Genomic DNA, 21945 nt, shown 5'->3' on the forward strand with positions numbered 1-21945 from the left:
GTCACTGGTTGCCGCAGGCCGGGACCGGGGCCGCGTCGAGCCACGGCAGGTCGTGGCCCATGCGGTCCCGCTTGGTCCGCAGGTAGCGCAGGTTGTGCTCGCCGGCCGGCACGGGGGACGGCTCGCGGCCGGTGACGAGCAGCCCGTGCCGGGCCAGCGCGGCGGTCTTCTCGGGGTTGTTCGTCATCAGCCGCAGGGAGCGTACGCCGAGGTCGGCCAGGATCCTGGCACCGGCGGCGTAGTCGCGGGCGTCGGCGGGCAGGCCCAGCTCCAGGTTCGCGTCCAGGGTGTCGTGGCCCAGTTCCTGCAACTCGTAGGCGCGCAGCTTGGACAGCAGGCCGATGCCGCGCCCCTCGTGGCCGCGCAGGTACAGGACCACGCCGCGGCCCTCGGCGCTGATCCGGTCCAGCGCGGCGCGCAACTGGGGGCCGCAGTCGCAGCGCTGGGAGCCGAAGACATCGCCGGTGAGGCACTCGGAGTGGACCCGGACCAGCACGTCCTCCCCGTCCGCGAGGTCACCGGTGACGAGGGCGATGTGCTCGACGCCGTCGGCGGTGGAGCGGTAGCCGTAGGCGCGGAACTCGCCATGGACGGTGGGCAGCGTGATGGCGGCCTCGCGCCGGACCGACGGCATGGCCTCGTCGCCGGCGGCGCGGCGGTAGGCGATCAGGTCCTCGATGGAGATGATCGCCAGGCCGTGGCGGCGGGCGAAGGAACGCAGCTCCGGCAGGCGCAGCATGGTGCCGTCCTCGCCGGCGATCTCGACGACCACGGCGGCCGGGCGCAGGCCCGCCAGCCGGGCCAGGTCCACGCCGGCCTCCGTGTGGCCCTCGCGGACCAGGACGCCGCCGGTGCGGGCGCGCAGCGGGAAGACGTGGCCGGGGCGGGCGAAGTCGCCGGGGACGGCGGCCGGGTCGGCGAGCAGCCGGATGGTGGTGGCGCGGTCGGCGGCGGAGATGCCGGTGCCCACGCCGTGCGCGGCGGTGGCGTCGACCGAGACGGTGAACGCGGTGCTCATCGACTCGGTGTTCTTCTCCACCATCTGCGGCAGGTCGAGCCGTTCGATGTCCTCCGGCTCCATCGGCACGCAGATCAGCCCGCGGCACTCGCTCATCATGAAGGCGACGACCTCGGGGGTGATCAGTTCGGCCGCCATCACGAGGTCGCCCTCGTTCTCCCGGTCGGCGCGGTCGACGACCACGACGGGCCGGCCGAGCGCTATGTCGGCGATGGCCCGCTCGATGGGGTCCAGGGGCGGTTCACCGGCACCGGACGGGACGGGGGTGTTCTCTCTGACGGTCATGCTGCTGCTCCTTCCCAGGCGGGCCCTGGCACGGCGCTGCGGGATCGCAGCCACCAGTCGCGCAGGCCCCACAGGACGAGGACGAGGTAGACGAGGTAGACGAAGGCGGAGAAGGCGAGGCCGCTGTCGAAGGCGAGCGGGACGCCGACCAGGTCGACCAGGAGCCAGGCGAACCAGAACTCCACCAGGCCGCGGGCCTGCGCGACCATGGCGACCAGGGTGCCGACGAAGATGTAGGCGTCGGGCCAGGGGTTCCAGGACAGGTCGGGGTAGGCGGTGAACAGCCCGCCGACGGCGAGGGTGCCGACGGCGGCCCCGCCCGCCAGGGCGGCGCGCTCCCGCCAGGTGGCGAACCGGACGGTGACGTGCCCGTCGGCCGAGCCGTCCCGGCCGCGCCCCCACTGCCACCAGCCCCACAGGGCGACGGTGACGACCAGGAGCTGCTTGCCCACTCCCCCGCTCAGCTCGGCGGAGGCGTAGGCGGTGATCAGGATGAGGCCGGACAGCACCTGCACGGGCCAGGTGAGGAGGGAACGGCGCCAGCCGAGGGCGAGGGCGGCGAGCCCGGCGACGTTGCCGAGCATGTCCGACCAGATGACGTCCTGCCCGAAGGCGGTGAAGACGGTGGCGTCGAGCTGGTCGATGAGGTTCACGGGAGCTCCGCTCCGGCGTCCGCGCCCGTGCCGCGCGGGGCGGTGCCGTGGGCGAGGAGCCGTTCGACGTACTTGGCCAGGACGTCCACCTCCAGGTTCACCGGGTCGCCGGGGCGCTTGAGGCCGAGCGTGGTGAGGGCGAGCGTGGTGGGGATGAGGCTGACGGTGAACCGGTCGTCCGCCGCCTCGACCACGGTGAGGCTGACGCCGTCCACGGTGATGGAGCCCTTCTCCACCACGTAGCGGGCCAGATGGGCGGGCAGCGAGACGGCGACGATCTCCCACCGGTCGCCGGGGATCCGTTCCAGAACGGTGCCCGTGCCGTCCACGTGGCCCTGGACGAGGTGGCCGCCGAGGCGTCCGCCCAGCGCCATCGGGCGCTCCAGGTTCACCCGGGAGCCGGGTTCGAGGGCGCCGAGGCCGGTGCGGTCGAGGGTCTCGGCCATCACGTCGGCGGTGAACTCGCCGTCACCGCTGTCCACAACGGTCAGGCAGACGCCGTTGACCGCGATCGAGTCGCCATGGGCCGCGCCCTCGGTGACCAGGGGGCCGCGCAGCCGCAGCCGCGCGGAGTCACCGGCGCGCTCGACGGCGGTGACCTCGCCCAGTTCTTCGATGATTCCGGTGAACACTCAGCGCTCCTCGAGGGGGGTGGCGGGGACGGCGGTGATCCGCAGGTCGGGACCGATCCGGGTCACGTCGGTCACGCGCAGGCGCAACGCGTCCGCGATCGTGGTGATTCCGGCCCCGGCCAGGGCCTGCGGTCCGTCGCCGAGAAGGGCCGGGGCAAGATACCCGGTGACCTCGTCGACGGCGCCGGCGGCGGCGAAGGCACCGGCCAGGGTGGGCCCGCCCTCCAGCAGGACGGAACGGACCTCCCGCGCGTGCAGGGCGGCGAGCAGGGCGGCGATGTCGAGGCCGCTGCCGTGCGCGGCGCGCGGCAGCCGCACCACCTCGGCCCGGCCGGTGAGGTGCGCGGTGCGTTCCGCCGGGACGTCGGCGGCGACGGCGACGAGGGTGGGCGCGGCACCGTCCAGCACCCGGGCGCCGGGCGCGACGGCGGTGGCCTCGGTGTCGGCGACGACGCGCAGCGGCGGGCGGGCGTCGGGGATTCCGCGCACGGCGAGGTGCGGGTCGTCGGTCCTGGCGGTGCCGGAGCCGACGAGCACGGCGTCGGACTCGGCGCGCAGCCGGTGCACGTCGGCGCGGGCGGCGGCGGAGGTGATCCAGCGGCTGGTGCCGTCGGCGGCGGCGACGCGGCCGGCGGGGGGCGCGGCGTACTTCCAGCGCACGGGGGGGCGTCCACGGCGGACGGAGGTCAGCCCGGCGGCGTTGACGGCGGCGGCCTCGTCGGCGAGCAGGCCGCCCGCGACCTCGATCCCGGCGGCGGCGAGGGTGGCCGCGCCGCCCGCGGCGCGCGGGTCGGGGTCGGCGACGGCGTAGACGACGCGGGTGATCCCGGCGGCGATCAGGGCCCGGGTGCAGGGGCCGGTGCGGCCGGTGTGGTCGCACGGTTCGAGGGTGACCAGCGCGGTGCCGCCTCGGGCGGCGTCGCCCGCCTCGGCCAGCGCGTGGATCTCGGCGTGCGCGCCGCCGGCCCGCCGGTGCCAGCCCTCGCCGGCCGGACGGCCGGCCGCGTCGAGGACGACGCAGCCGACGACGGGGTTGGGGCTGGTGGCGCCGAGGCCGCGGGCGGCGAGGGCGACGGCACGGCGCATGGCCTCGGCCTCACGGCCGGCGCGGGGCGCGGTGTCGGGGGCGGCCACCGGATCCTCCTGCCTGGTCAGGCACGGCTCCGGGGCGGTGGGACATGAGCGGAACACACGGGTCCGGCGGTCCGGGACAGGAGCCACCCCCGTCAGGGGGCGGCACGGCCTCGGCATACCGGGCCCGTTCCGCCGCGCACTGCCTCCCATCCGGACTTTGACCGTCGGTCCAGGAATTCCACCTGGTCAACCGGCCGCTGGCAGCGGACGGGTCGCGGACTATAACCGCCGGTTCGGAGTTTCACCGACCCCGGAGTGCGCTACGTCACTGGTACGGGTCCCAGTGTGCCACGGCGGCGCGGGGCGCACCCGGCGCTGTGGGGCGACTCACAGTGTGGACGGGAGCCGGACCGGATCGGGTGGCGCCGGAGGGACCCGCGCGGCGCCGGCGGTCCCCGGAAGGTGGGACAGAGGCGGAAACGGGGGCCGCCGGAGCCGGGTGACGGTCAGCCGAAGGTCTTGACGGCCTGGTAGTACGTCCACGCCGTGGCGTCGCAGGACGTCTCGGTGGCGCCCGAGTAGCCGTCGCACACCCGCTTCAGGTCGGCGTAGAACGCGTCGTCGAGCCGGGACTTGTTGGCGTCGAAGGTGCCGGCCGCCTTGTAGTTCCGGTACCCGAAGTCATGTCGCGCACATGACAGCTTAAAAGGAAAACCGAACGGGTTGTCCGGCGAGGAGGAGCAGTAGTCGGTGCTCCAGTCGAACCCGTAGGCCGACCAGGCGGTCTGGTTGTCGCGGGCGGCGAGCCAGGTGTTGTAGCTGGTCGCGCTGGTCTGCGTCCAACTGGACAGCACCTGCGGCTTGTCGACGGGAGCGGCGGTGGCCGGGGCGGCCGAGACGGCGACGGCCCCGAGGGCGAGGGCGGACGCGGACAGAGCGGTGGCGAGCCGTTGGCGGGTGCGCATGCGTTCCTCCGGAGATCGGGCGGCCCGCCGCGAAACGGGCCACGAGGTCCGGGAACCACGCTACGCAGCCGTCAAGGAAGCTCAACGGCGCTTCGATGCACAAGAGTTGACGGCGCGGAGAAATGCGGGTCGGAATCGGTCAACGCGCGTCACCCGTGCGCCGTCACGCCCCGCGCCATGACGCAAGGACCGGCATCACCCGGCGGCACGCGCGCCCCGGTGGGCGCGCGGCGACCGCCCCGCGCCCACCGGCCCCGGGCTACTGCCAGCTCGCGTGCAGCGGCTTGCCCTCCGCGTACCCGGCGGCGCTCTGCACGCCGACGACGGCGTTCGCCGCGAACTCCTCCAGCGTGGCCGCCCCCGCGTAGGTGCACGACGAACGGACGCCCGCGATGATCGAGTCGATCAGGTCCTCCACGCCGGGCCTGGCCGGGTCGAGGAACATCCGGGAGGTCGAGATGCCCTCCTCGAACAGCCCCTTGCGCGCCCGGTCGTACGGCGAGTCGTCGCTCGTCCGGTTCCGCACGGCGCGGGCCGAGGCCATGCCGAAGCTCTCCTTGTACAGCCGCCCGTCGGCGGACTGCTGGAGGTCGCCGGGCGACTCGTACGTCCCCGCGAACCACGATCCGATCATCACGTTCGACGCGCCCGCGGCCAGCGCCATCGCCACGTCGCGCGGGTGCCGCACGCCGCCGTCGGCCCACACGTGCTTGCCGTGCCTGCGCGCCTCGGCCGCGCATTCGACGACCGCCGAGAACTGCGGCCGGCCGACCCCGGTCATCATCCGGGTGGTGCACATCGCGCCGGGACCGACGCCGACCTTGACGATGTCCGCGCCCGCCTCGATGAGGTCCCGGGTGCCCTCGGCGGAGACCACGTTGCCCGCGACGACGGGCACCCGCGGGTCGAGGGCGCGCACCGCGCGCAGCGTGGTGATCATCGACTCCTGGTGGCCGTGCGCGGTGTCCACCACCAGCGTGTCCACGCCCGCGTCGAGCAGCGCCTTGGCCCGGCCCACGACATCGCCGTTGATCCCCACGGCCGCCGCCACCCGCAGCCTGCCGTGCGCGTCGGTGGCCGGGGTGTACAGGGTGGCGCGCAGGGCGCCCTTGCGGCTGAGGATGCCCACCAGCCGCCCGTCCGGGCCCACGGCCGGGGCGATCTTGCGGTGCGCGGTGTCCAGGGTGGTGAACGCCTCGCGCGGGTCCATGCCCGCGTCGAGCAGCAGCAGGTCCCGCGACATGACCTCGCCGAGCTGGGTGAACCGGTCCACGCCGGTCAGGTCCGTCTCGGTCACGATGCCGACCGGCCGCTCCTCGGAGACCACGACACCCGCGCCGTGCGCCCGCTTGGGCAGCAGCGACAGCGCGTCGCCGACCGTCTGGGTGGGGTCGAGGACGATCGGGGTGTCCAGCACCAGATGGCGGCGCTTGATCCAGGCGATGACCTCGGTGACCACGTCCAGCGGGATGTCCTGCGGGATGACGGCCAGCCCGCCCCGGCGGGCGACCGTCTCGGCCATGCGGCGCCCGGCGACCGCCGTCATATTGGCCACGACGACCGGGATGGTGGTGCCGGTCCCGTCCGGGGTGGCGAGGTCCACGTCCTGGCGGGACACGATCGCGGACCGGTTGGGGACCATGAAGACGTCGTCGTAGGTCAGGTCGTACGACGGAACGGAGTCGTTGAGGAACTTCATGCCTGCTCGCTCGCTCTCTCACCTGCTGTGTGCGGATCTGGCGGGTGGGGAGCTGCGGCTCCTGTGTCAGTATCGCCCATGTCCACGCCGACCGGGCCGGCCGTCCGTTCCATCTCGGTGATGATCTTGGTGAGCGCCCGGCGCAGGTGGTGCCGCTCCTCGGCGGTGAGCGTGGCCGTGGCGCGCAGCTCCAGCCGGTGGCGGGCGTCCTCGACCGGGCCCTGGACGGCCCGTCCTCGTTCGGTGAGGTAGAGCCGGACCAGCCGCGCGTCCGCCGGGTCGCGCCGTTTGACGAGCAGCCCCGAAGCCTCCATGCGCGCCGCCGACTTGACCACGGTCGGCGTGGCGACGCGCAGCCGCTCGGCGATCTCCCCCGGGGTGAGCCCGTCGGTCTCCCACAGCGTCTCCAGCACCAGGTTCTGCCCGACGCGCACCCCGTGCCGGCGCATCGCGTCGTCGGCGGCACCCCGCATCAGCTTGCCGGCGCGGATGAAGAGCGGGAGGAATTCGTTCATGTGGGGGACCCTAGGGCCTCTCTTCTGGATCCTCGAGGGGCCGCGCGCCCTGGCATCCCGCCTGGCCGCGTTGCCGAATCGCGCGAGTACGGACAAGTACGAGCTGCGATCCGGCGCCTTGCCAGCCGGGCGCGCATGGGGGCACCTCCCAGGCCCCCGAGGGCCTGGGGGACACGCGGCCTGATCCACGAAGACCCAGAAGACAGGCCCTGGCCGAGGGTATCGTTAGCCGGGCAACGTTAGGCGGCTAACGAAGGGGGCTGGTCATGACGGTAGGCCGCGAACGAGTGAGCTTCGGTATCAAGACGCCACAGGCGTACACGAATTACGACGAAGTGCTGCGGGTGTGGGAGGAGGCGGACGGGATCCCCGAGATCGAGCACGCGTGGCTCTGGGACCGGCTGTACCCGCCGTTCGGCAAGACGAACGCCCCAGTCCTGGAGAGCTGGACGCTGCTCGCGGCGCTGGCCGCCCGGACCGAGCGCCTGGGGCTGGGCATCCTGGTCAGCAGCAACCGCAAGCGCCCGCCCGCCCTGCTGGCCAAGATGGCGGCGACCGTGGACGCCGTCGCGCACGGCCGGCTCACGGTCGGCATCGGCGTCGGCGGCACCCGCACCGCCGAACCCGAGCCGGCGACCGCCGAGTACCGGGCGTACGGTCTCCAACTCCCCACGGCGGCCGAGGGCATCGCCCGGCTGGACGAGGCGTGCGTGGTGCTGCGGCGGCTGTGGACCGAGGAGGTCTTCGACTTCTCGGGCCGCTACTACCCGCTGACCACCGCCCCGTCCTCACCCCGTCCCGAGCGCCGCCCGCCGCTGCTGATCGGCGCCGCGGGCCCGCGCGCCCTGCGGGTGGTGGCCCAGCACGCCGACATCTGGAACATCTCGGGACCCCCGCACAACGACGTGTCCGTGATCCGCGACCGCATGCGGGTCCTGGACGAGCACTGCGCCGCCATCGGCCGCGACCCGGCCGAGATCACGCGCTCGGTGCAGACCCATGTCTCCTACCCCGACCCGGCCTCCACCCGGGCCCTGGTCCTGGAGCTGATCGACGCGGGCGTCACCCACATCGTGCTCAGCCTGAAGACGCCCTTCCCCGAGGCCGTGGCCCGCTGGACGACGGACGAGATCATCAACCCCGTCCGGGAGCACCTGGCCACGACCGCCGGAGCCGTCTGAGTCCGGCCCCGGCACTCCCCCGCCCCCCGGTTCCCTACTCCCCGCGTCCCGCGGCGAGTCCGGGCCGTCCCGGACCTAGTCGTCCGGGTCGGCCCGGTCCAGGGCCGGGCGGCGGCCCGGAGGCTGCGACAGGAGGCGGTCGGCCGCCGTGGTGTCCGTGACGAGGCTGGTCACCAGCCCGGACCGGAGCACGGCGCCGATCGCGTCCGCCTTGCGCCCGCCGCCCGCGATGGCGACCACCTCGGGGATGCGGCGCAGCCGCTCCGCCTCCACGGTGATGCAGCGCTCCCCCAGATCCCGCCCGACGCGGCGGCCGTCCGACGCGAAGAGGTGGGCGGACATCTCCGCCGCCACCCCCAGCGACGCGTAGTGCTCGCGCTCTTCCTTGCCGAGCATGTCGTGCACCGTCGAGATCCCGGCCTCCCACGAGCCGATGGAGACCGCGGCGATGGTCACCTTGTCGAAGTAGTCGAACGCCGCCGCGATGCCCGGCTGTCTGCGCAGCGCCGCCGCGGTGCCCGGGTCGGGCAGCAGCATCGGCGCGTAGATCGGGTGCGCCGCGCCGCCGGAGACGGCCGCCGCCCGGCGCACCGCCTCCACCGAGCCGCGCTCCGCCGTGCCCGCGTCGTAGACCCCCGTCAACTGCACCACCGTGCACGGCGGCAACTCCCGCAGCGCCGCCGCCATATGGATCGTCGAACGCCCCCAGGCCAGCCCGAGCACGTCCCCCTCGTCCACCAGCTCCCCCAGCAACTCCGCGGCCACCTCGCCCAGATGCTCCGGGTCGGGAGTGTCGTCGGCCGTGTCGGAAGGGGATTCGGCGACGACCACGTGCCGCAGGCCGTAACGGGCCCGCAACGCGTCCGACCGATCGGCGTCCAATTCGGCGGGAACCCTGATCTCGATGCGCACCAACTCGTGCTCCACGGCGGATTCCAGCACCCGGGCGACCTTGAAGCGGCTGACCCCGAATTCGTCCGCGATCTGGATCTTGGACTTGCCCTCCAGATAGAAGCGGCGCGCCATCGCCGCCGCCTGCATGAGCTCGGCGGGCCCCATCCGCGTGGCTGACCTCCCGGTCTGCACCGCACTCACCTCACTGTCTTCCGGCTCTTGTGTCCCCGCTCACGTTCTGCGCGTTCATCCTCGCAGATCCGCGGGGGCGCTGATCCTTGTCCTGCGCCGCGAGGACACCGTGGAACCGGATCGACGACTGGTGTTCACCCGGACGTGGCGCGGCCGGCGGCCTTCTCCGCCCGCTCCCGCAGGGCGCGCACCGCCGCCGCCGGGTCCTCGGCGCCGTACACGGCGGAGCCGGCCACGAACACGTCCGCGCCCGCCTCGGCGCATCGCTCGATCGTGTCGGCGGAGACACCGCCGTCGACCTGGAGCCACAGCGGCAGCCCGTGACGTTCGATCAGACGCCGGGTGCGCCGGATCTTCGGCAGCATGATGTCGAGGAACGCCTGCCCACCGAAACCGGGTTCGACCGTCATCACCAGAATCATGTCCAGTTCCGGCAGCAGGTCCTCGTACGGCTCGATCGGTGTGGCCGGCTTCAGCGCGAGCGAGGCGCGCGCGCCCTGCGCGCGGATCTCGCGGGCCAGCCGGACGGGCGCGGCGGCGGCCTCGGCGTGGAAGGGGACCGAGCCGGCCCCGGCCTCCGCGTAGGCGGGCGCCCAGCGGGCCGGGTCCTCGATCATGAGATGGCAGTCCAGCGGCGTGTCCGTGGCCTTGCCGAGCGCCTCGACGACGGGCAGTCCGAGCGTCAGGTTGGGCACGAAGTGGTTGTCCATGACGTCGATGTGGAGCCAGTCGGCCCCCTTGACGGCCGCCGCCTCCTCGGCGAGGCGGGCGAAGTCGGCGGACAGCATGCTGGGATTGATCTGAGCCATGGCCTCAAGTATTCAGCAGTTCCGCAGGCGGCGCGCACACGCGTGCGGGCCCGCCGCCTCACGCCGTGCGGCGCAGCAGCGCGAGGTACATCGCGTCGGTGCCGTGCAGGTGGGGCCACAACTGGACGTCCGGGCCCTCGCCCAGCTCCGGCACGCCCGGCAGCAGCGGGCGGGCGTCGATCCACTCGGCACCGGCGCCCGGCAGCCCCTTCAGCACGTCCGCGACGACGAGCCGGGTCTCGGCCAGATGCGGGGAGCAGGTCGCGTACCCCACGACGCCGCCGGGCCGCACCGAGGCCAACGCGCCCCGCAGCAGCTCACGCTGAAGCGCCGTCAGCCCGTCGAGGTCCTCGGGCCTGCGCCGCCAGCGCGCCTCGGGGCGGCGCCGCAGCGCGCCCAGGCCGGTGCACGGCACATCGACCAGCACCCGGTCGAACGTGCCCGGCCGCCAGGCGGGGCGGGTGCCGTCGGCGACGACGACGTGCGCCGGGCCGGGGTTGCCCTCCAGCGCGCGGGCGACCAGCCTCGCCCGGTGCGGCTGCTTCTCGGCGGCGACCAGGGTGGCGCCGCGCCCGGCGGCCAGCGCGCCCAGCAGCGCGGCCTTGCCGCCGGGGCCGGCGCAGCCGTCCAGCCAGCGCGTGTCGGGCCCGGACAGCGGGGCGTTGGCGAGGGCGAGGGCCACGAGCTGGCTGCCCTCGTCCTGGACGCCCGCCCGTCCGTCGGCGACGGCGTCCAGCGCGCCCGGCTCGCCGCCCTCGGCGAGCCGCACCGCGTACGGCGACCAGCGTCCGGGCTCGGCGTGCGGGTCGGCGGCGGGCAACTCCTCGGCGGTGGAACGGCCGGGCCGCGCGACCAGCGTGCCGCGCGGCCGTTCGTTGTCGGCCGCCAGCAGGGGCTCGATGCCGTCCCGGCCCCCGCCGAGCGCGTCCCACAGGGCGGCGACGATCCAGCGCGGGTGGGCGTACTTCAGCGACAGGTGCCGCTCGGCGTCCTCCTCGTACGGCGGCGCCAGCTCGGTCACCCAGCCGTCGAGGTCGCGGGCGGCGACCCGGCGCAGCACCGCGTTGACGAACTTGGCCCGCCCGTCGCCCAGCACGCAGCGGGCCAGCTCGACGGCCGAACTCACCGCCGCGTGGCTGGGGATGCGGGTGCCCAGGAGCTGGTGGGCGCCGAGGGACAGCACGTCCAGCACCGGCGGATCGACCTCCCGCAGCGGCCGGTCCACGCACGCGGCGAGCACCGCGTCGTAGGTGCCCTGGCGGCGCAGGGTGCCGTAGACCAGCTCGGTGGCGAGGGCGGCGTCCCTGGCGTCGAGGGTGCCGGCCTCCCGGGCCCGGCCCAGCAGCGGGGGCAGCACGAGGTTGGCGTACGCGGCGCGTTCGTCCACGGCGCGCAGCGCGTCGTAGGCGAGGATCCGGACCGGGTCCTTGTGGGGACGGCGGTAGGGCCTGGGGCGGCTGCGCGGCCGGCTGCTCACGGGGTGGGTCACTTTCGCAGTACGGAACGGTGGACTGTCCAGGGTACGGGCGCCCCACCGGGCGGCGCCCGGAGCCGTCTAGTCGCCCAGCCGTTCGCCCGGGGCGACGCGGATGCCGCGGGCCCAGTCGGCGGCGGGCATCGGGCGCTTGCCCTGGGGCTGGACCCAGTTCAGTCGCACGGCGTGCGAGCCGGTGCCGACCCGGACGGTGTGCTTGTCGGCGGCCAGTTCGGCGGGCGCGAGGTCCGTGCGCTCGGGGGCGAGCGCGACCTGCCGCAGCTTGAGCCGCTCGCCGCGGAACACGGTCCACGCGCCGGGCGCCGGGGTGCAGGCCCGCACCAGCCGGTCCACCCGCAGCGCGGGCGCGGTCCAGTCCACGGCGGCGTCCTCGACGGAGAGCTTGGGGGCGAGGGTGACGCCCTCGGCGGGCTGCGGAACGGCGTGCAGGGTGCCGTCCTCGATGCCGTCCATGGTGGCGGCCAGCAGCCCGGAACCGGCCAGCGCGAGCCGGGTCAGCAGATCGCCGCTGGTGTCGTCGGGACGGATCCGCTCGGTCAGGACGCCGTACACCGGGCCGGAGTCCAGGCCCTCCTCGATGAGGAACGTGGTGGCGCCGGTGACCTCGTCCCCGGCGAGCACGGCGTGCTGCACGGGCGCGGCGCCGCGCCAGGCGGGCAGCAGCGAGAAGTGCAGGTTGACCCAGCCGTGGCGCGGGATGTCGAGGGCGGCCTTGGGCAGCAGCGCGCCGTAGGCGACCACCGGGCAGCAGTCGGGGGCGATGGCCCGGAGCCGGTCGAGGAACTCCGGCTCGCGCGGCCGGGCCGGGCGGAGGATCTCGATGCCCGCCTCGCGGGCGCGCTCGGCGACCGGACTCGGCGCCAGCCGGCGCCCCCGGCCGGCCGGGGCGTCGGGCCGCGTGACGACGGCCGCCCCCTCGTGCCGCCCGGACGCGAGCAGGGCGTCGAGCGCGGGGACGGCGACCTCCGGAGTGCCGGCGAAGACGAGCCTCATCGTGGGTGTGTCACCTGATCCGTTCATGGCGGGCGGTCCGGGAGATGCGGAAAGAAGTCTACGGTCCGGAACACGGGGCGGCGCTTTGAGGGGTGTTTGAGGGGTGTCTCTTCTACACCTCTCCGTGCCCCCGATACACGCAGCAAAGGAGTCTACGAGGAGAAGAAGGAAAAAGTTATGTATGTTCGAGCAGAAGACGGCATACGAGATTTCTGCCTGTATCGGGGGCTCGGAGATATGTAAAAGAAAAGAAACAGTTTGAGGGGTAGGGGGAGGGGCGTGCGGATCGGTGTGCGCTCCCGTGTGGTGATGTCGCGCCCCATCAGCGTGACTCCGGCGACCGGTGACGCGTTGGTCAAGGCAGATTGACCGCAATGGGCCGACTTTCGGCCCGCTTCCTTGACGCCGGTTCGAGAGGCTTGTTCATGGCCGACCACGCCACCCCTGACGCTCAGGCACGGGCCAGCCTGCACCTGCTGGTACGGGACATCGAGCGGGTCCGCCGGCAGGTGGACGCGCTGCGCACCCTCACCGCCCAGCTCGGCAACGTCTACCGCCCCCGCAGGTCCGGCCCCTCGGCCGGTTTCGTCGTGTACGGGCGCGCGCCCGCCCCGACCGTCCGGCTCGCCCAGGAACTCCGGGACAGTGTGGAGGCCCTGGTGACGGCCGCGGTCGACTTCGACCGCTCGCTCGGGTTCTCCTGGGACGCCGTGGGGTCCGCCCTCGGCGTCACCAAACAGGCCGTGCACCGCAGGTACGGCGCGCGGCGGGCCGGTGCGCGCGAGGGTGTGCGGCCGGAGGTGCCGGTGCCGACGGGAGCGCCCCCGGCCCGGCCGCTGCCCGCGCGGCCGGTTCCCCCGCTGGCGGCCCAGCCGCTGGCCGGTGAGTCCAGGCCCGGCGCGCTGCCCGGCCAGCGCAGCGGCTGAGCCGCGCGCCCGTGGTCAGCCGATGTCGGGCGGATCGACGCGGACCCAGGCCCGCGCCCCGTCGTGCCGGGCGAGCCGGGCGGCCTGGGCCGTCTTCAGGGCGGCGGCGAGCGGGCCGCCGCTGCCGGGCGGCACCCGGATCAGCGCCCGTTCCCACCGCTCGCCGGGCGGCGGCTCCCCCGTGCGGCGCGGCCGGCCCGGTTCGGTGACGGGCAGCGGCACCGGGCCGAGGATCTCGGCGGCGGGCGGCAGCCGTACGGCGGCGAGCAGCGCCGCGACCGCCTCCGGGGGGCCGCTGACGGCGGCCATCCGGGAGACGGGCGGGAAGCCCAGCGCCGCGCGGTCGGCCAGTTCACGCACCGCGTGCCCGGCCGGGTCCCAGCGCACCAGGGACTGCACCGGCCGCAGCGTCGGCTCCGCGAGAACCACCACCGTGCCGCCGTCGCCCTGCGGCCGGACCCGCGCCGCCGCGTTCAGCCAGCGGCGCAGCGCCTCCTCCCCCGACCGCAGGTCGGGGCGGCCGAGCAGCGCCCAGCCGTCGAGCAGCAGCGCCGTCGCGTAGCCGGGCCCCTCCGGGACGGGTTCGGCGCCCGGTGTGCTGACGACCAGGGCGGGCCGGTCCGGCACGGTGTCCACCACGTGGTCCCGGCCGGAGGTGCGGACCGGGACGGCGGGGAACGCGCGGCCCAGCTCCTCGGCGGTGCGCCGGGCACCGATCACGACGGCCCGCAGCCGCCCGTTGCCGCACTCCTCGCAGGGCCAGCCGGGGGCCTCGGTCCCGCACCAGCCGCAGCGCAGCGCCTCGTCGGCGCCCACGGCGGCCAGCGGCCCGTGGCACCGACCGCAGCGGGCCGGGGTGCGGCAGCGGGCGCAGGCGAGCCGGGGCGCGTACCCCCGGCGCGGCACCTGGACGAGCACCGGGCCCCGGGCCAGCCCGTCGCGCAGGGCCTGCCAGGCGAGGCTGGGCAGCCGGGCCGAGCGGGCGGCCGGGTCGCGGGCCTCGTCGCCGCCGCCGACGGTCCGGACCAGCGGCGCGGTGGCCCGCACGGTGTCACGTCCGGCGGTGAGCGGCCGGGCCCAGCCGGTCTCCACGAGCTGCGCCGCCTCGGCGGTGAGCGCGTGCCCGCCGAGCAGCACGGCCGCGCCGTCCTGCGCGGCGCGCAGCACCAGCACGTCGCGGGCGTGCGGGTGGGGGGCGCGGTCGTCGCGGTGCGCCTCGTCGCCGTCGTCCCAGATCGCGGCCAGGCCGAGGTCCCGGACGGGGGCGAACATGGCGGCCCGGGTGCCGACGACGCACCGGACGGCGCCCCGGCTGACGGCGAGCCAGCGCCGGTACCGCGCCTCGGGTCCGGCGTCGGCGGTGAGCAGCACATGGTGGTCCGCGCCGAGCAGCGCGGTGAGCGCGGCGTCGGCGCGGGCGGCGGCGCGGCCGTCCGGCAGCACGGCCAGCGCGCCGCGCCCGGCGGCCAGCGTGGTGGCCAGCGCGCGGGCCAGCTCGTCGGGCCAGTGCGGGCCCGGCAGGGCGGTCCACACCGCCCGGGGCGCGTCGCCCCTGGTCAGGGCGTCGAGGAACGCCGGGCCGTGCGGGTAGCGGGTCCAGCTTCCGGGGCCAGGGGCGACGCGACCCGGGCGGTGTGGACCTCGCCCGCGGGCGCGCGCGCCAGCAGCGGCTTCCCCGGTCGCCGCGCCCGGCGGGCGCGGCTCCCTGCCACCGAGCGGGCCCTCGGTCCGGCGCTGCGGCGGGTGTGCCGCCGCGGGGCCGACCGGTCCGCCGGGGCGGGACGGCGAGCTGGACGACGTCGGCGAGGGCCCCGGCGTACCGGTCGGCCACGGCGCGGCACAGCCGCAGCAGCGCGGGATCGAGGACCCGCTCGGTGGACAGGACCTGCGCCAGCGGGGCGAGGACCCCGGGGAAGTCGCTGTCGGCGCGGCGCTCGACGACGAACCCGTTGATCAGGCCGCCGCCCTCGCGGCGGCCCTCGCGCTGGCGGGCGCCGAAGCGGACCCGGACCCGGACGCCGGGCTGGGCCTCGGCGTCCATGGCGGCGGGCACCGCGTAGTCGAAGAGCCGGTCGAGGTGGACGAGGCCCTTGTCGACCAGGACGCGGGCGACGGGCAGGTCGGCGGCCAACGCCGCGTTCCGCCAGGTGCGGGGCCTGGCCCGGGGCGCGCCGGGCGCGGACCGCTTGACCAGCGCGAGCTGCTCCACGCCGGCCGGGCCGCCGGCGCGCTCGTGTCCCTCGTCCTCCACGCGGGCCAGTACACCAGACGGGTCGGACGGTCCGGCGCCCCCGGCGGGGGCCCCGGACCGTCGCGGACCGTTTCCTACAGGCCGGCCGCGGCGCGCAGCGCGTCCACGCGGTCGGTGCGCTCCCAGGTGAAGTCCGGCAGCTCACGGCCGAAGTGGCCGTAGGCCGCGGTCTGGGCATAGATCGGGCGCAGCAGGTCCAGGTCGCGGATGATGGCGGCCGGACGCAGGTCGAACACGTCGGTGATGGCCTGCTCGATGCGCTCGGCCGGCACGGTCGCGGTGCCGAAGGTCTCCACGAAGAGACCGACCGGCTCGGCCTTGCCGATGGCGTAGGCGACCTGGACCTCGCAGCGGGAGGCGAGCCCGGCCGCGACCACGTTCTTGGCGACCCAGCGCATGGCGCAGGCGGCGGAACGGTCCACCTTCGACGGGTCCTTGCCGGAGAACGCGCCGCCGCCGTGCCGGGCCATGCCGCCGTAGGTGTCGATGATGATCTTCCGGCCGGTGAGCCCGGCGTCGCCCATCGGGCCGCCGATCTCGAACCGCCCGGTCGGGTTGACCAGCAGCCGGTAGCCCTCGGTGTCGAGCTTGATGCCCTCGTCGACCAGGGCCTTCAGCTCGGCCTCGACGACGAACTCCCTGATGTCGGGGGCCAGCAGCGAGTCCAGGTCGATGTCGCTGGCGTGCTGGCTGGAAACGACCACGGTGTCCAGGCGGACGGCCTTGTCGCCGTCGTACTCGATGGTGACCTGGGTCTTGCCGTCGGGCCGCAGGTAGGGGATGGTCCCGTTCCTGCGGACCTCGGAGAGGCGGTGCGACAGGCGGTGGGCCAGCCGGATGGGGAGCGGCATCAGCTCGGGCGTCTCGTCGCAGGCGTAGCCGAACATCAGGCCCTGGTCGCCCGCGCCCTGGCGGTCCAGCTCGTCCGTCTCCTTGCCCTCGGCGGCACCCTCGACCCTGGCCTCGTACGCGGCGTCCACGCCCTGGGCGATGTCGGGAGACTGGGAGCCGATGGAGACGGAGACGCCGCAGGAGGCGCCGTCGAACCCCTTCTTGGAGGAGTCGTAGCCGATCTCCAGGATCTTGTTCCGGACCAGGGCCGCGATCGGCGCGTACGCCTTGGTCGTGACCTCTCCGGCCACATGGACCAGACCGGTGGTGATCAGGGTCTCGACCGCCACGCGCGAGGAGGGGTCCTCCTTGAGGAGCGCGTCGAGAATGGTGTCGCTGATCTGGTCGGCGATCTTGTCGGGGTGACCTTCGGTCACGGACTCCGAGGTGAAGAGACGGCGGGACACATCGCTCCCTGGGTTGCAGCGGCTGCTGGCTCAAGCACTGGCTGAAAAGCACTGGCGACGGGCCACGGTGGGCACGGTCGGCGCCAGTGTATCCGGCGGGGAGGCCGTGTGAACCTGTGGCGCAGAGCCCGGTTCGCACCGCCTCGGAAGGTCAACTTTAACGGCCGGACGTCACTCTGAGGAGGGCGCGCCCGCACTGCGAGACGGTGACCGGCGGCGCCCCGGCGCCGTCGCGCGGCCGTGCCCGCCCGCGCTCAGACGGGCCAGTGCCGGACCACGGCGTCCCAGACCCGATCGGCCAGCGCCTCCTTGGGACCGTGCGGAACGGCGGTCTCGCCGCCCGCGGCCTCGATGATCACGGCCTCGTTCTCCTCGGTGCCGAAGGCCAGCCCGTCCCCCACCTGGTTCACCACCAGCAGGTCGCAGCCCTTGCGGGCGAGCTTGGCGCGGCCGTTGGCCAGGACGTTCTCGGTCTCGGCGGCGAAGCCCACCACGATCTGGCCGGGCACGGGCCGGGCGGCGGAGAGTTCGGCGAGGACGTCGGGGTTGCGGACCAGGGCGACCGGCTCGGGGTCCTGGCCGTCCCGCTTCTTGATCTTCTGGCCGGCGCGGGCGGCGGGCCTGAAGTCGGCCACGGCGGCGGCCATCACCACCGCGTCGGCGTCGGCGGCGGCCTTCAGCACGGCGCCGCGCAGCTCCTCGGCGGTGCCCACCCGGACGACGTCCGCCCCGGCCGGGTCGGGCAGCGCGGTGTTGGCGGCGACCAGGGTGACCCGGGCGCCGCGGGCGACGGCGGTGCGGGCGAGGGCGTACCCCTGCTTGCCGGAGGAACGGTTGCCCAGGTAGCGGACCGGGTCCAGCGGCTCCCGGGTGCCGCCGGCGCTGATCACCACGTGCCGGCCGGCGAGGTCCGTGTCCAGGGCGCGCGGGCCCCGGTCGAGGACGCGGCGGCAGATCTCGAACAGCGCCTCGGGGTCCGGCAGCCGGCCCTTGCCGGTGTCGACGCCGGTGAGGCGGCCCACGGCGGGCTCGACGACGACGCAGCCCCGGCGGCGGAGCGTGGCCACGTTCTCCTGGGGGGCGGGGGGTTCCCACATCTCGGTGTGCATCGCGGGCGCGAAGACCACCGGACATCGCGCGGTGAGCAGGACGTTGGTCAGCAGGTCGTCCGCCCGGCCGCCCGCGGCCCGGGCGAGCACGTCGGCGGTGGCGGGGGCGATGACGACGAGGGCGGCGCGCTGCCCGATCCGCACGTGGGGCACCTCGTGCACGTCGTCCCAGACCTCGGTGGCGACGGGGGCGCCGGAGAGCGCGGACCAGGTGGCGGCGCCGACGAAGTGCAGCGCGGACGCGGTGGGGACGACACGGACCTCGTGCCCGGACTCGGTGAGGCGCCTCAGCAGCTCACACGCCTTGTACGCGGCGATCCCGCCGCCCACGCCGAGGACGACCCGGGGCTGCTGCTCCATCGCTCGGCCTCCTCCCGCTCTCGTCGGCGAACCGGCACCGTCCATCCTGCACCACGGCATGCCACGGGCCCGGCGGGGGGGGGCCCGCCGGGCCCGTGGCATGCCGGCGAACGAGCCCGGCCGGCCGCTTCCGGTCAGTCCGTGGCGCCTTCGACGGCCTCGGAGGTCAGCAGGCCCGCGTTGATCTCGCGGAGCGCGATCGACAGGGGCTTCTCGTGCACGTGGGTGTCCACGAGCGGGCCGACGTACTCCAGCAGACCCTCGCCGAGCTGCGAGTAGTAGGCGTTGATCTGGCGCGCGCGCTTGGCGGCGTAGATCACCAGGCTGTACTTGGAGTCGGTCGCCTCCAGCAGCTCGTCGATCGGCGGGTTGATGATGCCCTCGGGCGTGGTGATGGAGGAGGACACGCTCTGCCTTCCGCTGGGGATCCGTGGGGCCTACACCCCACATCAACAAATGTCAACAAAATGCTCAACGCACCAAGGCTAGCAGCTCGGCGGCGACGTCCTCGACGGAGGTGTTCACCAGGGTGACGTCGAACTCCGGCTCGGCCGCCAGCTCCGTCCTGGCCGCCGCGAGCCGGCGCTCGATCACCTCGGGGCGCTCGGTGCCCCGGCCGGTGAGCCGGCGGACCAGCTCGTCCCAGCTCGGCGGCGCGAGGAAGACCAGCCGGGCGTCGGGCATCGAGGCGCGGACCAGCCGGGCACCCTGGAGGTCGATCTCCAGCAGCACCGGATTCCCCGAGGCCAGCCGGTCGAGGACGGCACGACGGGGCGTTCCGTAGCGGTTCCCGGCGAACTCGGCCCATTCGAGCAGCTCGCCGTTGGCGATCAGCTTGTCGAACTCCTCGTCGTCCACGAAGAAGTAGTGCACGCCGTGCCGCTCCCCGGGGCGCGGCTTCCGCGTCGTGGCGGAGACGGAGAGCCACACCTCGGGGTGGGCCTTGCGCATATGGGCGACGACCGTGCTCTTGCCCACCCCGGAGGGGCCGGAGAGCACGGTCAGTCGCGGACGATCGGTCATGCGGCGATTATCCCGCTTCCCGCGGCGGTCGCGAAAACCGCCCGCGGGGAGAGGGGGTGTTCAGGCGGGGGTGCCGCCGAACTCGCGTTCCAGCGCCGCGATCTGGTTGGAGCCGAGCCCGCGGACCCGGCGGCTCTCGGAGATGCCGAGCCGCTCCATGATCTGGCGGGCGCGGACCTTGCCGACGCCAGGCATCGACTCCAGCAGCGCGCTGACCTTCATCTTGCCGATGACATCGTTCTCCTGGCCCTGCTTGATGACCTCGTGCAGCGAGGCGCCGGAGTGCTTGAGCCGATTCTTGACCTCGGCGCGCTCCCGGCGAGCCGCGGCGGCCTTCTCAAGCGCGGCTGCGCGCTGTTCAGGGGTAAGGGGCGGAAGAGCCACGCCTACGTCACCTCGGTTGTCGAACTGTCGGATACGGAACGGTGAGGAACCTAGTAGCCCCGCACCGGAGGGGCAACGAGCAACGCGCTCGGGTGCCCCGCTTCGACGGAGACTAGCGGCCGACGCGGCATTAAGTCAGGGAGAATCGGCAAAAAGTCCTGGTCAGCTCAGGAGCGTCCGCGACATTACCGACATTTGCCCACGTCTGCCACCGCCGGGGGACGGCCGATCACGCTCAGGAACCGGTGAACCGCGCGGTCTCCTCCGCCTCGCGGGCCGCCGCGGCACGCAGTGCCGCCGCCGTGGGGCCGTGCCGGAGCAGTCCGCGGCTGACGGCCGGCAGGACGTTGCGCACCGCGCCGCCGAACACCCGCGGCAGATCCGACGCGGCGGCGCCCTGCGCGCCCAGCCCCGGGGCGAGCAGCGGACCGTTGATGTCCAGGTCGGCGCCCGCCTCGGCGAGCGTCGCTCCCACCACCGCGCCGAACGAACCCAGCGGCGTGGCACCCGCGTTCTCCGCCGCGAGCCGGTCCAGGACCGCCTGCGCCACCGACGCGCCCCCGGCCGTGACGGCCCGCTGGACCTCGGCGCCCTCCGGGTTGGAGGTGAGGGCCAGGACGAAGACACCGGCGCCGTTGGCCCGCGCCAGGTCGAGGGCCGGGCGCAGCGAGCCGTAGCCGAGGTAGGGGCTGAGGGTGACGGCGTCGGAGAACAGCGGCGCGCCCTTGTCGAGATACGCCCCGGCGTACGCGGCCATCGTGGAGCCGATGTCGCCGCGCTTGACGTCCATCACCACCAGCGCGCCCGCCGACCTGGCGTCGGCGACGGCCCGTTCGAGCACCGCGATGCCGCGCGAGCCGAAGCGCTCGAAGAACGCCGACTGCGGCTTGACCGCCGCGACCCGGTCGGCCAGCGCCTCCACCACGGTCCCGGCGAACCGCTCCAGCCCGCCGACGTCGTCGCCGAGCCCCCACTCGGCGAGGAGGGCCGGGCGCGGGTCGATGCCCACGCAGAGCGGGCCGCGCTCGTCCATGGCGCGGCGCAGCCGCGCGCCGAAGGGCTCGGGGGATGTCATGCGGCTTCCTCTCCGGTCCGCGCCCCGGCCCCGACGGCCTCGGCGAGGGTGGCGTACGGGCTGGCGGCCAGCCGTTCGGCGAGGCCGCGGTGGAGGGCGCGGGTCCAGCCGGGTCCCGCGTAGACGAACCCGGTGTACCCCTGCACGAGGGGGGCGCCCGCGAGCACGCGCTCCCATACGTCGTCGGCCGTCTCGACGCCGCCGACGCCGATCAGGGTGACGCGATCGCCCACCCGGGCGTACAGGCGGCGCAGCACGGCGAGCGCGCGCTCCTTGACCGGCGCGCCGGACAGGCCGCCCGCGCCGATGGCCTCCACCGTCCCGGCGCCGGTGGTCAGGCCGTCCCGGGCGATGGTGGTGTTGGTGGCGATGACGCCGTCCAGACCGAGGTCGAGGGCGAGGTCGGCCACGGCGTCCACGTCCTCGTCGGCGAGGTCAGGGGCGATCTTGACCAGCAGCGGGACCCGGCGGTCCGGCACGGCCCGGTCGGCGGCCTCGCGGACGGCCGCGAGGAGCGGGCGGAGCCGGTCGGCGGCCTGGAGGTCGCGCAGGCCCGGGGTGTTGGGCGAGGAGACGTTGACGACCAGATAGTCGGCGTGCGGGGCGAGCCGTTCGGTGGAGGTGACGTAGTCGGCGACGGCCTCCGTTTCGGGGACGGCCTTGGTCTTGCCGATGTTGACGCCGACGACCGGGCCGCGCGGCCGGCGCGCGAGGCGGGCCGCGACGGCGGCGGAGCCGTCGTTGTTGAAGCCCATCCGGTTGACCAGGGCCCGGTCCCGGGTGAGGCGGAACAGGCGCGGGCGCGGGTTGCCCGGCTGGGGCCGCGCGGTGACGGTGCCGATCTCGACGAAGTCGAAGCCGAGGCCGGTCAGGCCCTCGACGCCCACCGCGTTCTTGTCGAAGCCGGCGGCCAGCCCGAACGGCCCGGGCAGGTCCAGGCCCAGGGCCCGCACCCGCAGCGCGGGACAGTCCGGCGCGTACCGGGCCCGCACCAGCGCGCGCAGCCCCGGCACGCGGGCCCCGGCGCGGATCAGGCCGAACGCCAGTCCGTGCGCCCGCTCGGGGTCCAGCCGCCGCAGGACGGCGGCGAACAGCAGATCGTAGGGGGACATCG

At 74.7% G+C, this 21945-nt stretch carries 20 protein-coding genes, 1 pseudogene and 1 riboswitch; of the genes and pseudogenes, 2 read left to right on the top strand and 19 right to left on the bottom strand.

Annotation, left to right across the window (positions count from 1 at the left end):
* Position 1 precedes the first annotated feature (1 nt).
* The 7 genes from BN2279_RS10335 to BN2279_RS10365 form a co-directional block, all read right to left on the bottom strand.
* On the bottom strand, positions 2 to 1303 hold the full coding sequence (locus BN2279_RS10335) for a bifunctional 3,4-dihydroxy-2-butanone-4-phosphate synthase/GTP cyclohydrolase II (protein WP_059008405.1): 1302 nt from the start codon (positions 1301 to 1303) through the stop codon (positions 2 to 4).
* On the bottom strand, positions 1300 to 1956 hold the full coding sequence (locus BN2279_RS10340; protein ID WP_059008406.1) for a nicotinamide mononucleotide transporter family protein: 657 nt from the start codon (positions 1954 to 1956) through the stop codon (positions 1300 to 1302). Before BN2279_RS10340 ends, BN2279_RS10335 begins: the two co-directional genes overlap by 4 nt.
* Positions 1953 to 2588 carry a riboflavin synthase gene (locus tag BN2279_RS10345; protein ID WP_059008407.1) on the bottom strand — a complete coding sequence of 212 codons (636 nt, stop codon included), beginning with the start codon at positions 2586 to 2588 and terminating at the stop codon, positions 1953 to 1955. The genes BN2279_RS10340 and BN2279_RS10345 overlap by 4 nt, the downstream gene beginning before the upstream one ends.
* The gene (ribD, locus tag BN2279_RS10350) at positions 2589 to 3674 is read right to left on the bottom strand and encodes a bifunctional diaminohydroxyphosphoribosylaminopyrimidine deaminase/5-amino-6-(5-phosphoribosylamino)uracil reductase RibD (protein WP_059008717.1); all 1086 of its coding nucleotides are present in this window, start codon (positions 3672 to 3674) and stop codon (positions 2589 to 2591) included.
* A gap of 180 nt (positions 3675 to 3854) precedes the next feature.
* Positions 3855 to 3985: riboswitch (FMN riboswitch) on the bottom strand.
* 183 nt (positions 3986 to 4168) lie between these two features.
* Positions 4169 to 4627: a phospholipase gene (locus tag BN2279_RS10355; protein ID WP_059008408.1), complete on the bottom strand. Its 459-nt coding sequence runs from the start codon at positions 4625 to 4627 to the stop codon at positions 4169 to 4171.
* Between the two features lie 259 nt (positions 4628 to 4886).
* Positions 4887 to 6326 (bottom strand): GuaB1 family IMP dehydrogenase-related protein, encoded by a 1440-nt coding sequence (locus BN2279_RS10360; protein WP_059008409.1) that lies wholly within the window; start codon positions 6324 to 6326, stop codon positions 4887 to 4889.
* The gene (locus BN2279_RS10365) at positions 6323 to 6841 is read right to left on the bottom strand and encodes a MarR family winged helix-turn-helix transcriptional regulator (RefSeq protein WP_079032052.1); all 519 of its coding nucleotides are present in this window, start codon (positions 6839 to 6841) and stop codon (positions 6323 to 6325) included. The genes BN2279_RS10360 and BN2279_RS10365 overlap by 4 nt, the downstream gene beginning before the upstream one ends.
* Positions 6842 to 7107: 266 nt before the next feature.
* Between BN2279_RS10365 and BN2279_RS10370 the strand changes: the two genes are divergently transcribed.
* Positions 7108 to 8022 carry an LLM class flavin-dependent oxidoreductase gene (locus tag BN2279_RS10370; RefSeq protein WP_059008410.1) on the top strand — a complete coding sequence of 305 codons (915 nt, stop codon included), beginning with the start codon at positions 7108 to 7110 and terminating at the stop codon, positions 8020 to 8022.
* Positions 8023 to 8097: 75 nt separating this feature from the next.
* On the opposite strand, the gene BN2279_RS10375 is transcribed toward BN2279_RS10370, so the two are convergent.
* The 4 genes from BN2279_RS10375 to fmt all read right to left on the bottom strand — a co-directional run bounded on the left by BN2279_RS10375 (position 8098) and on the right by fmt (position 12405).
* The gene (locus tag BN2279_RS10375; RefSeq protein WP_059008411.1) at positions 8098 to 9081 is read right to left on the bottom strand and encodes a sugar-binding transcriptional regulator; all 984 of its coding nucleotides are present in this window, start codon (positions 9079 to 9081) and stop codon (positions 8098 to 8100) included.
* Between the two features lie 161 nt (positions 9082 to 9242).
* Positions 9243 to 9917, bottom strand: coding sequence for a ribulose-phosphate 3-epimerase (rpe, locus tag BN2279_RS10380; RefSeq protein WP_059008412.1), 675 nt, complete (start codon positions 9915 to 9917; stop codon positions 9243 to 9245).
* A 58-nt stretch (positions 9918 to 9975) separates the two neighbouring features.
* Positions 9976 to 11394: an RsmB/NOP family class I SAM-dependent RNA methyltransferase gene (locus BN2279_RS10385; RefSeq protein WP_059008719.1), complete on the bottom strand. Its 1419-nt coding sequence runs from the start codon at positions 11392 to 11394 to the stop codon at positions 9976 to 9978.
* A gap of 78 nt (positions 11395 to 11472) precedes the next feature.
* Positions 11473 to 12405 (bottom strand): methionyl-tRNA formyltransferase, encoded by a 933-nt coding sequence (gene fmt, locus BN2279_RS10390; protein WP_059008413.1) that lies wholly within the window; start codon positions 12403 to 12405, stop codon positions 11473 to 11475.
* 425 nt (positions 12406 to 12830) lie between these two features.
* Between fmt and BN2279_RS10395 the strand changes: the two genes are divergently transcribed.
* Positions 12831 to 13331, top strand: coding sequence for a hypothetical protein (locus BN2279_RS10395; protein ID WP_059008414.1), 501 nt, complete (start codon positions 12831 to 12833; stop codon positions 13329 to 13331).
* Positions 13332 to 13346: 15 nt separating this feature from the next.
* On the opposite strand, the pseudogene BN2279_RS10400 reads toward BN2279_RS10395, so the two are convergent.
* From BN2279_RS10400 to BN2279_RS10435, 8 genes and pseudogenes are all read right to left on the bottom strand, one after another.
* A pseudogene (locus tag BN2279_RS10400) lies at positions 13347 to 15582 on the bottom strand (primosomal protein N').
* Between the two features lie 74 nt (positions 15583 to 15656).
* On the bottom strand, positions 15657 to 16880 hold the full coding sequence (gene metK / locus BN2279_RS10405; RefSeq protein WP_059008415.1) for a methionine adenosyltransferase: 1224 nt from the start codon (positions 16878 to 16880) through the stop codon (positions 15657 to 15659).
* Positions 16881 to 17134: 254 nt separating this feature from the next.
* Positions 17135 to 18349 carry a bifunctional phosphopantothenoylcysteine decarboxylase/phosphopantothenate--cysteine ligase CoaBC gene (gene coaBC, locus BN2279_RS10410; protein WP_059008416.1) on the bottom strand — a complete coding sequence of 405 codons (1215 nt, stop codon included), beginning with the start codon at positions 18347 to 18349 and terminating at the stop codon, positions 17135 to 17137.
* A 134-nt stretch (positions 18350 to 18483) separates the two neighbouring features.
* The gene (rpoZ, locus tag BN2279_RS10415) at positions 18484 to 18756 is read right to left on the bottom strand and encodes a DNA-directed RNA polymerase subunit omega (protein WP_059008417.1); all 273 of its coding nucleotides are present in this window, start codon (positions 18754 to 18756) and stop codon (positions 18484 to 18486) included.
* A 64-nt stretch (positions 18757 to 18820) separates the two neighbouring features.
* A complete protein-coding gene (gmk, locus tag BN2279_RS10420; RefSeq protein ID WP_059008418.1) occupies positions 18821 to 19372 on the bottom strand; it encodes a guanylate kinase in 552 nt (183 codons plus the stop codon).
* Positions 19373 to 19432: 60 nt separating this feature from the next.
* Complete coding sequence (locus BN2279_RS10425) at positions 19433 to 19756, bottom strand: integration host factor (RefSeq protein ID WP_059008419.1); 324 nt, start codon at positions 19754 to 19756, stop codon at positions 19433 to 19435.
* A gap of 235 nt (positions 19757 to 19991) precedes the next feature.
* Positions 19992 to 20831: an orotidine-5'-phosphate decarboxylase gene (gene pyrF / locus BN2279_RS10430; RefSeq protein ID WP_059008420.1), complete on the bottom strand. Its 840-nt coding sequence runs from the start codon at positions 20829 to 20831 to the stop codon at positions 19992 to 19994.
* Positions 20828 to 21943: a quinone-dependent dihydroorotate dehydrogenase gene (locus tag BN2279_RS10435; RefSeq protein WP_059008421.1), complete on the bottom strand. Its 1116-nt coding sequence runs from the start codon at positions 21941 to 21943 to the stop codon at positions 20828 to 20830. The genes pyrF and BN2279_RS10435 overlap by 4 nt, the downstream gene beginning before the upstream one ends.
* Positions 21944 to 21945: the final 2 nt, after the last annotated feature.

This window comes from Streptomyces specialis, from assembly GCF_001493375.1.
GTDB classification, from domain to species: Bacteria; Actinomycetota; Actinomycetes; order Streptomycetales; family Streptomycetaceae; genus Streptomyces; species Streptomyces specialis.

Coding starts and splice junctions, on each gene's coding strand:
- BN2279_RS10335 (WP_059008405.1), bottom strand. CDS start 1,303: ATGACCGTCAGAGAGAACACCCCCGTCCCGTCCGGTGCCGGTGAACCG.
- ribD (WP_059008717.1), bottom strand. CDS start 3,674: ATGCGCCGTGCCGTCGCCCTCGCCGCCCGCGGCCTCGGCGCCACCAGC.
- BN2279_RS10355 (WP_059008408.1), bottom strand. CDS start 4,627: ATGCGCACCCGCCAACGGCTCGCCACCGCTCTGTCCGCGTCCGCCCTC.
- BN2279_RS10360 (WP_059008409.1), bottom strand. CDS start 6,326: ATGAAGTTCCTCAACGACTCCGTTCCGTCGTACGACCTGACCTACGAC.
- BN2279_RS10365 (WP_079032052.1), bottom strand. CDS start 6,841: ATGAACGAATTCCTCCCGCTCTTCATCCGCGCCGGCAAGCTGATGCGG.
- BN2279_RS10370 (WP_059008410.1), top strand. CDS start 7,108: ATGACGGTAGGCCGCGAACGAGTGAGCTTCGGTATCAAGACGCCACAG.
- BN2279_RS10375 (WP_059008411.1), bottom strand. CDS start 9,081: ATGGGGCCCGCCGAGCTCATGCAGGCGGCGGCGATGGCGCGCCGCTTC.
- rpe (WP_059008412.1), bottom strand. CDS start 9,917: ATGGCTCAGATCAATCCCAGCATGCTGTCCGCCGACTTCGCCCGCCTC.
- fmt (WP_059008413.1), bottom strand. CDS start 12,405: ATGAGGCTCGTCTTCGCCGGCACTCCGGAGGTCGCCGTCCCCGCGCTC.
- BN2279_RS10395 (WP_059008414.1), top strand. CDS start 12,831: ATGGCCGACCACGCCACCCCTGACGCTCAGGCACGGGCCAGCCTGCAC.
- coaBC (WP_059008416.1), bottom strand. CDS start 18,349: ATGGAGCAGCAGCCCCGGGTCGTCCTCGGCGTGGGCGGCGGGATCGCC.
- gmk (WP_059008418.1), bottom strand. CDS start 19,372: ATGACCGATCGTCCGCGACTGACCGTGCTCTCCGGCCCCTCCGGGGTG.
- pyrF (WP_059008420.1), bottom strand. CDS start 20,831: ATGACATCCCCCGAGCCCTTCGGCGCGCGGCTGCGCCGCGCCATGGAC.
- BN2279_RS10435 (WP_059008421.1), bottom strand. CDS start 21,943: ATGTCCCCCTACGATCTGCTGTTCGCCGCCGTCCTGCGGCGGCTGGAC.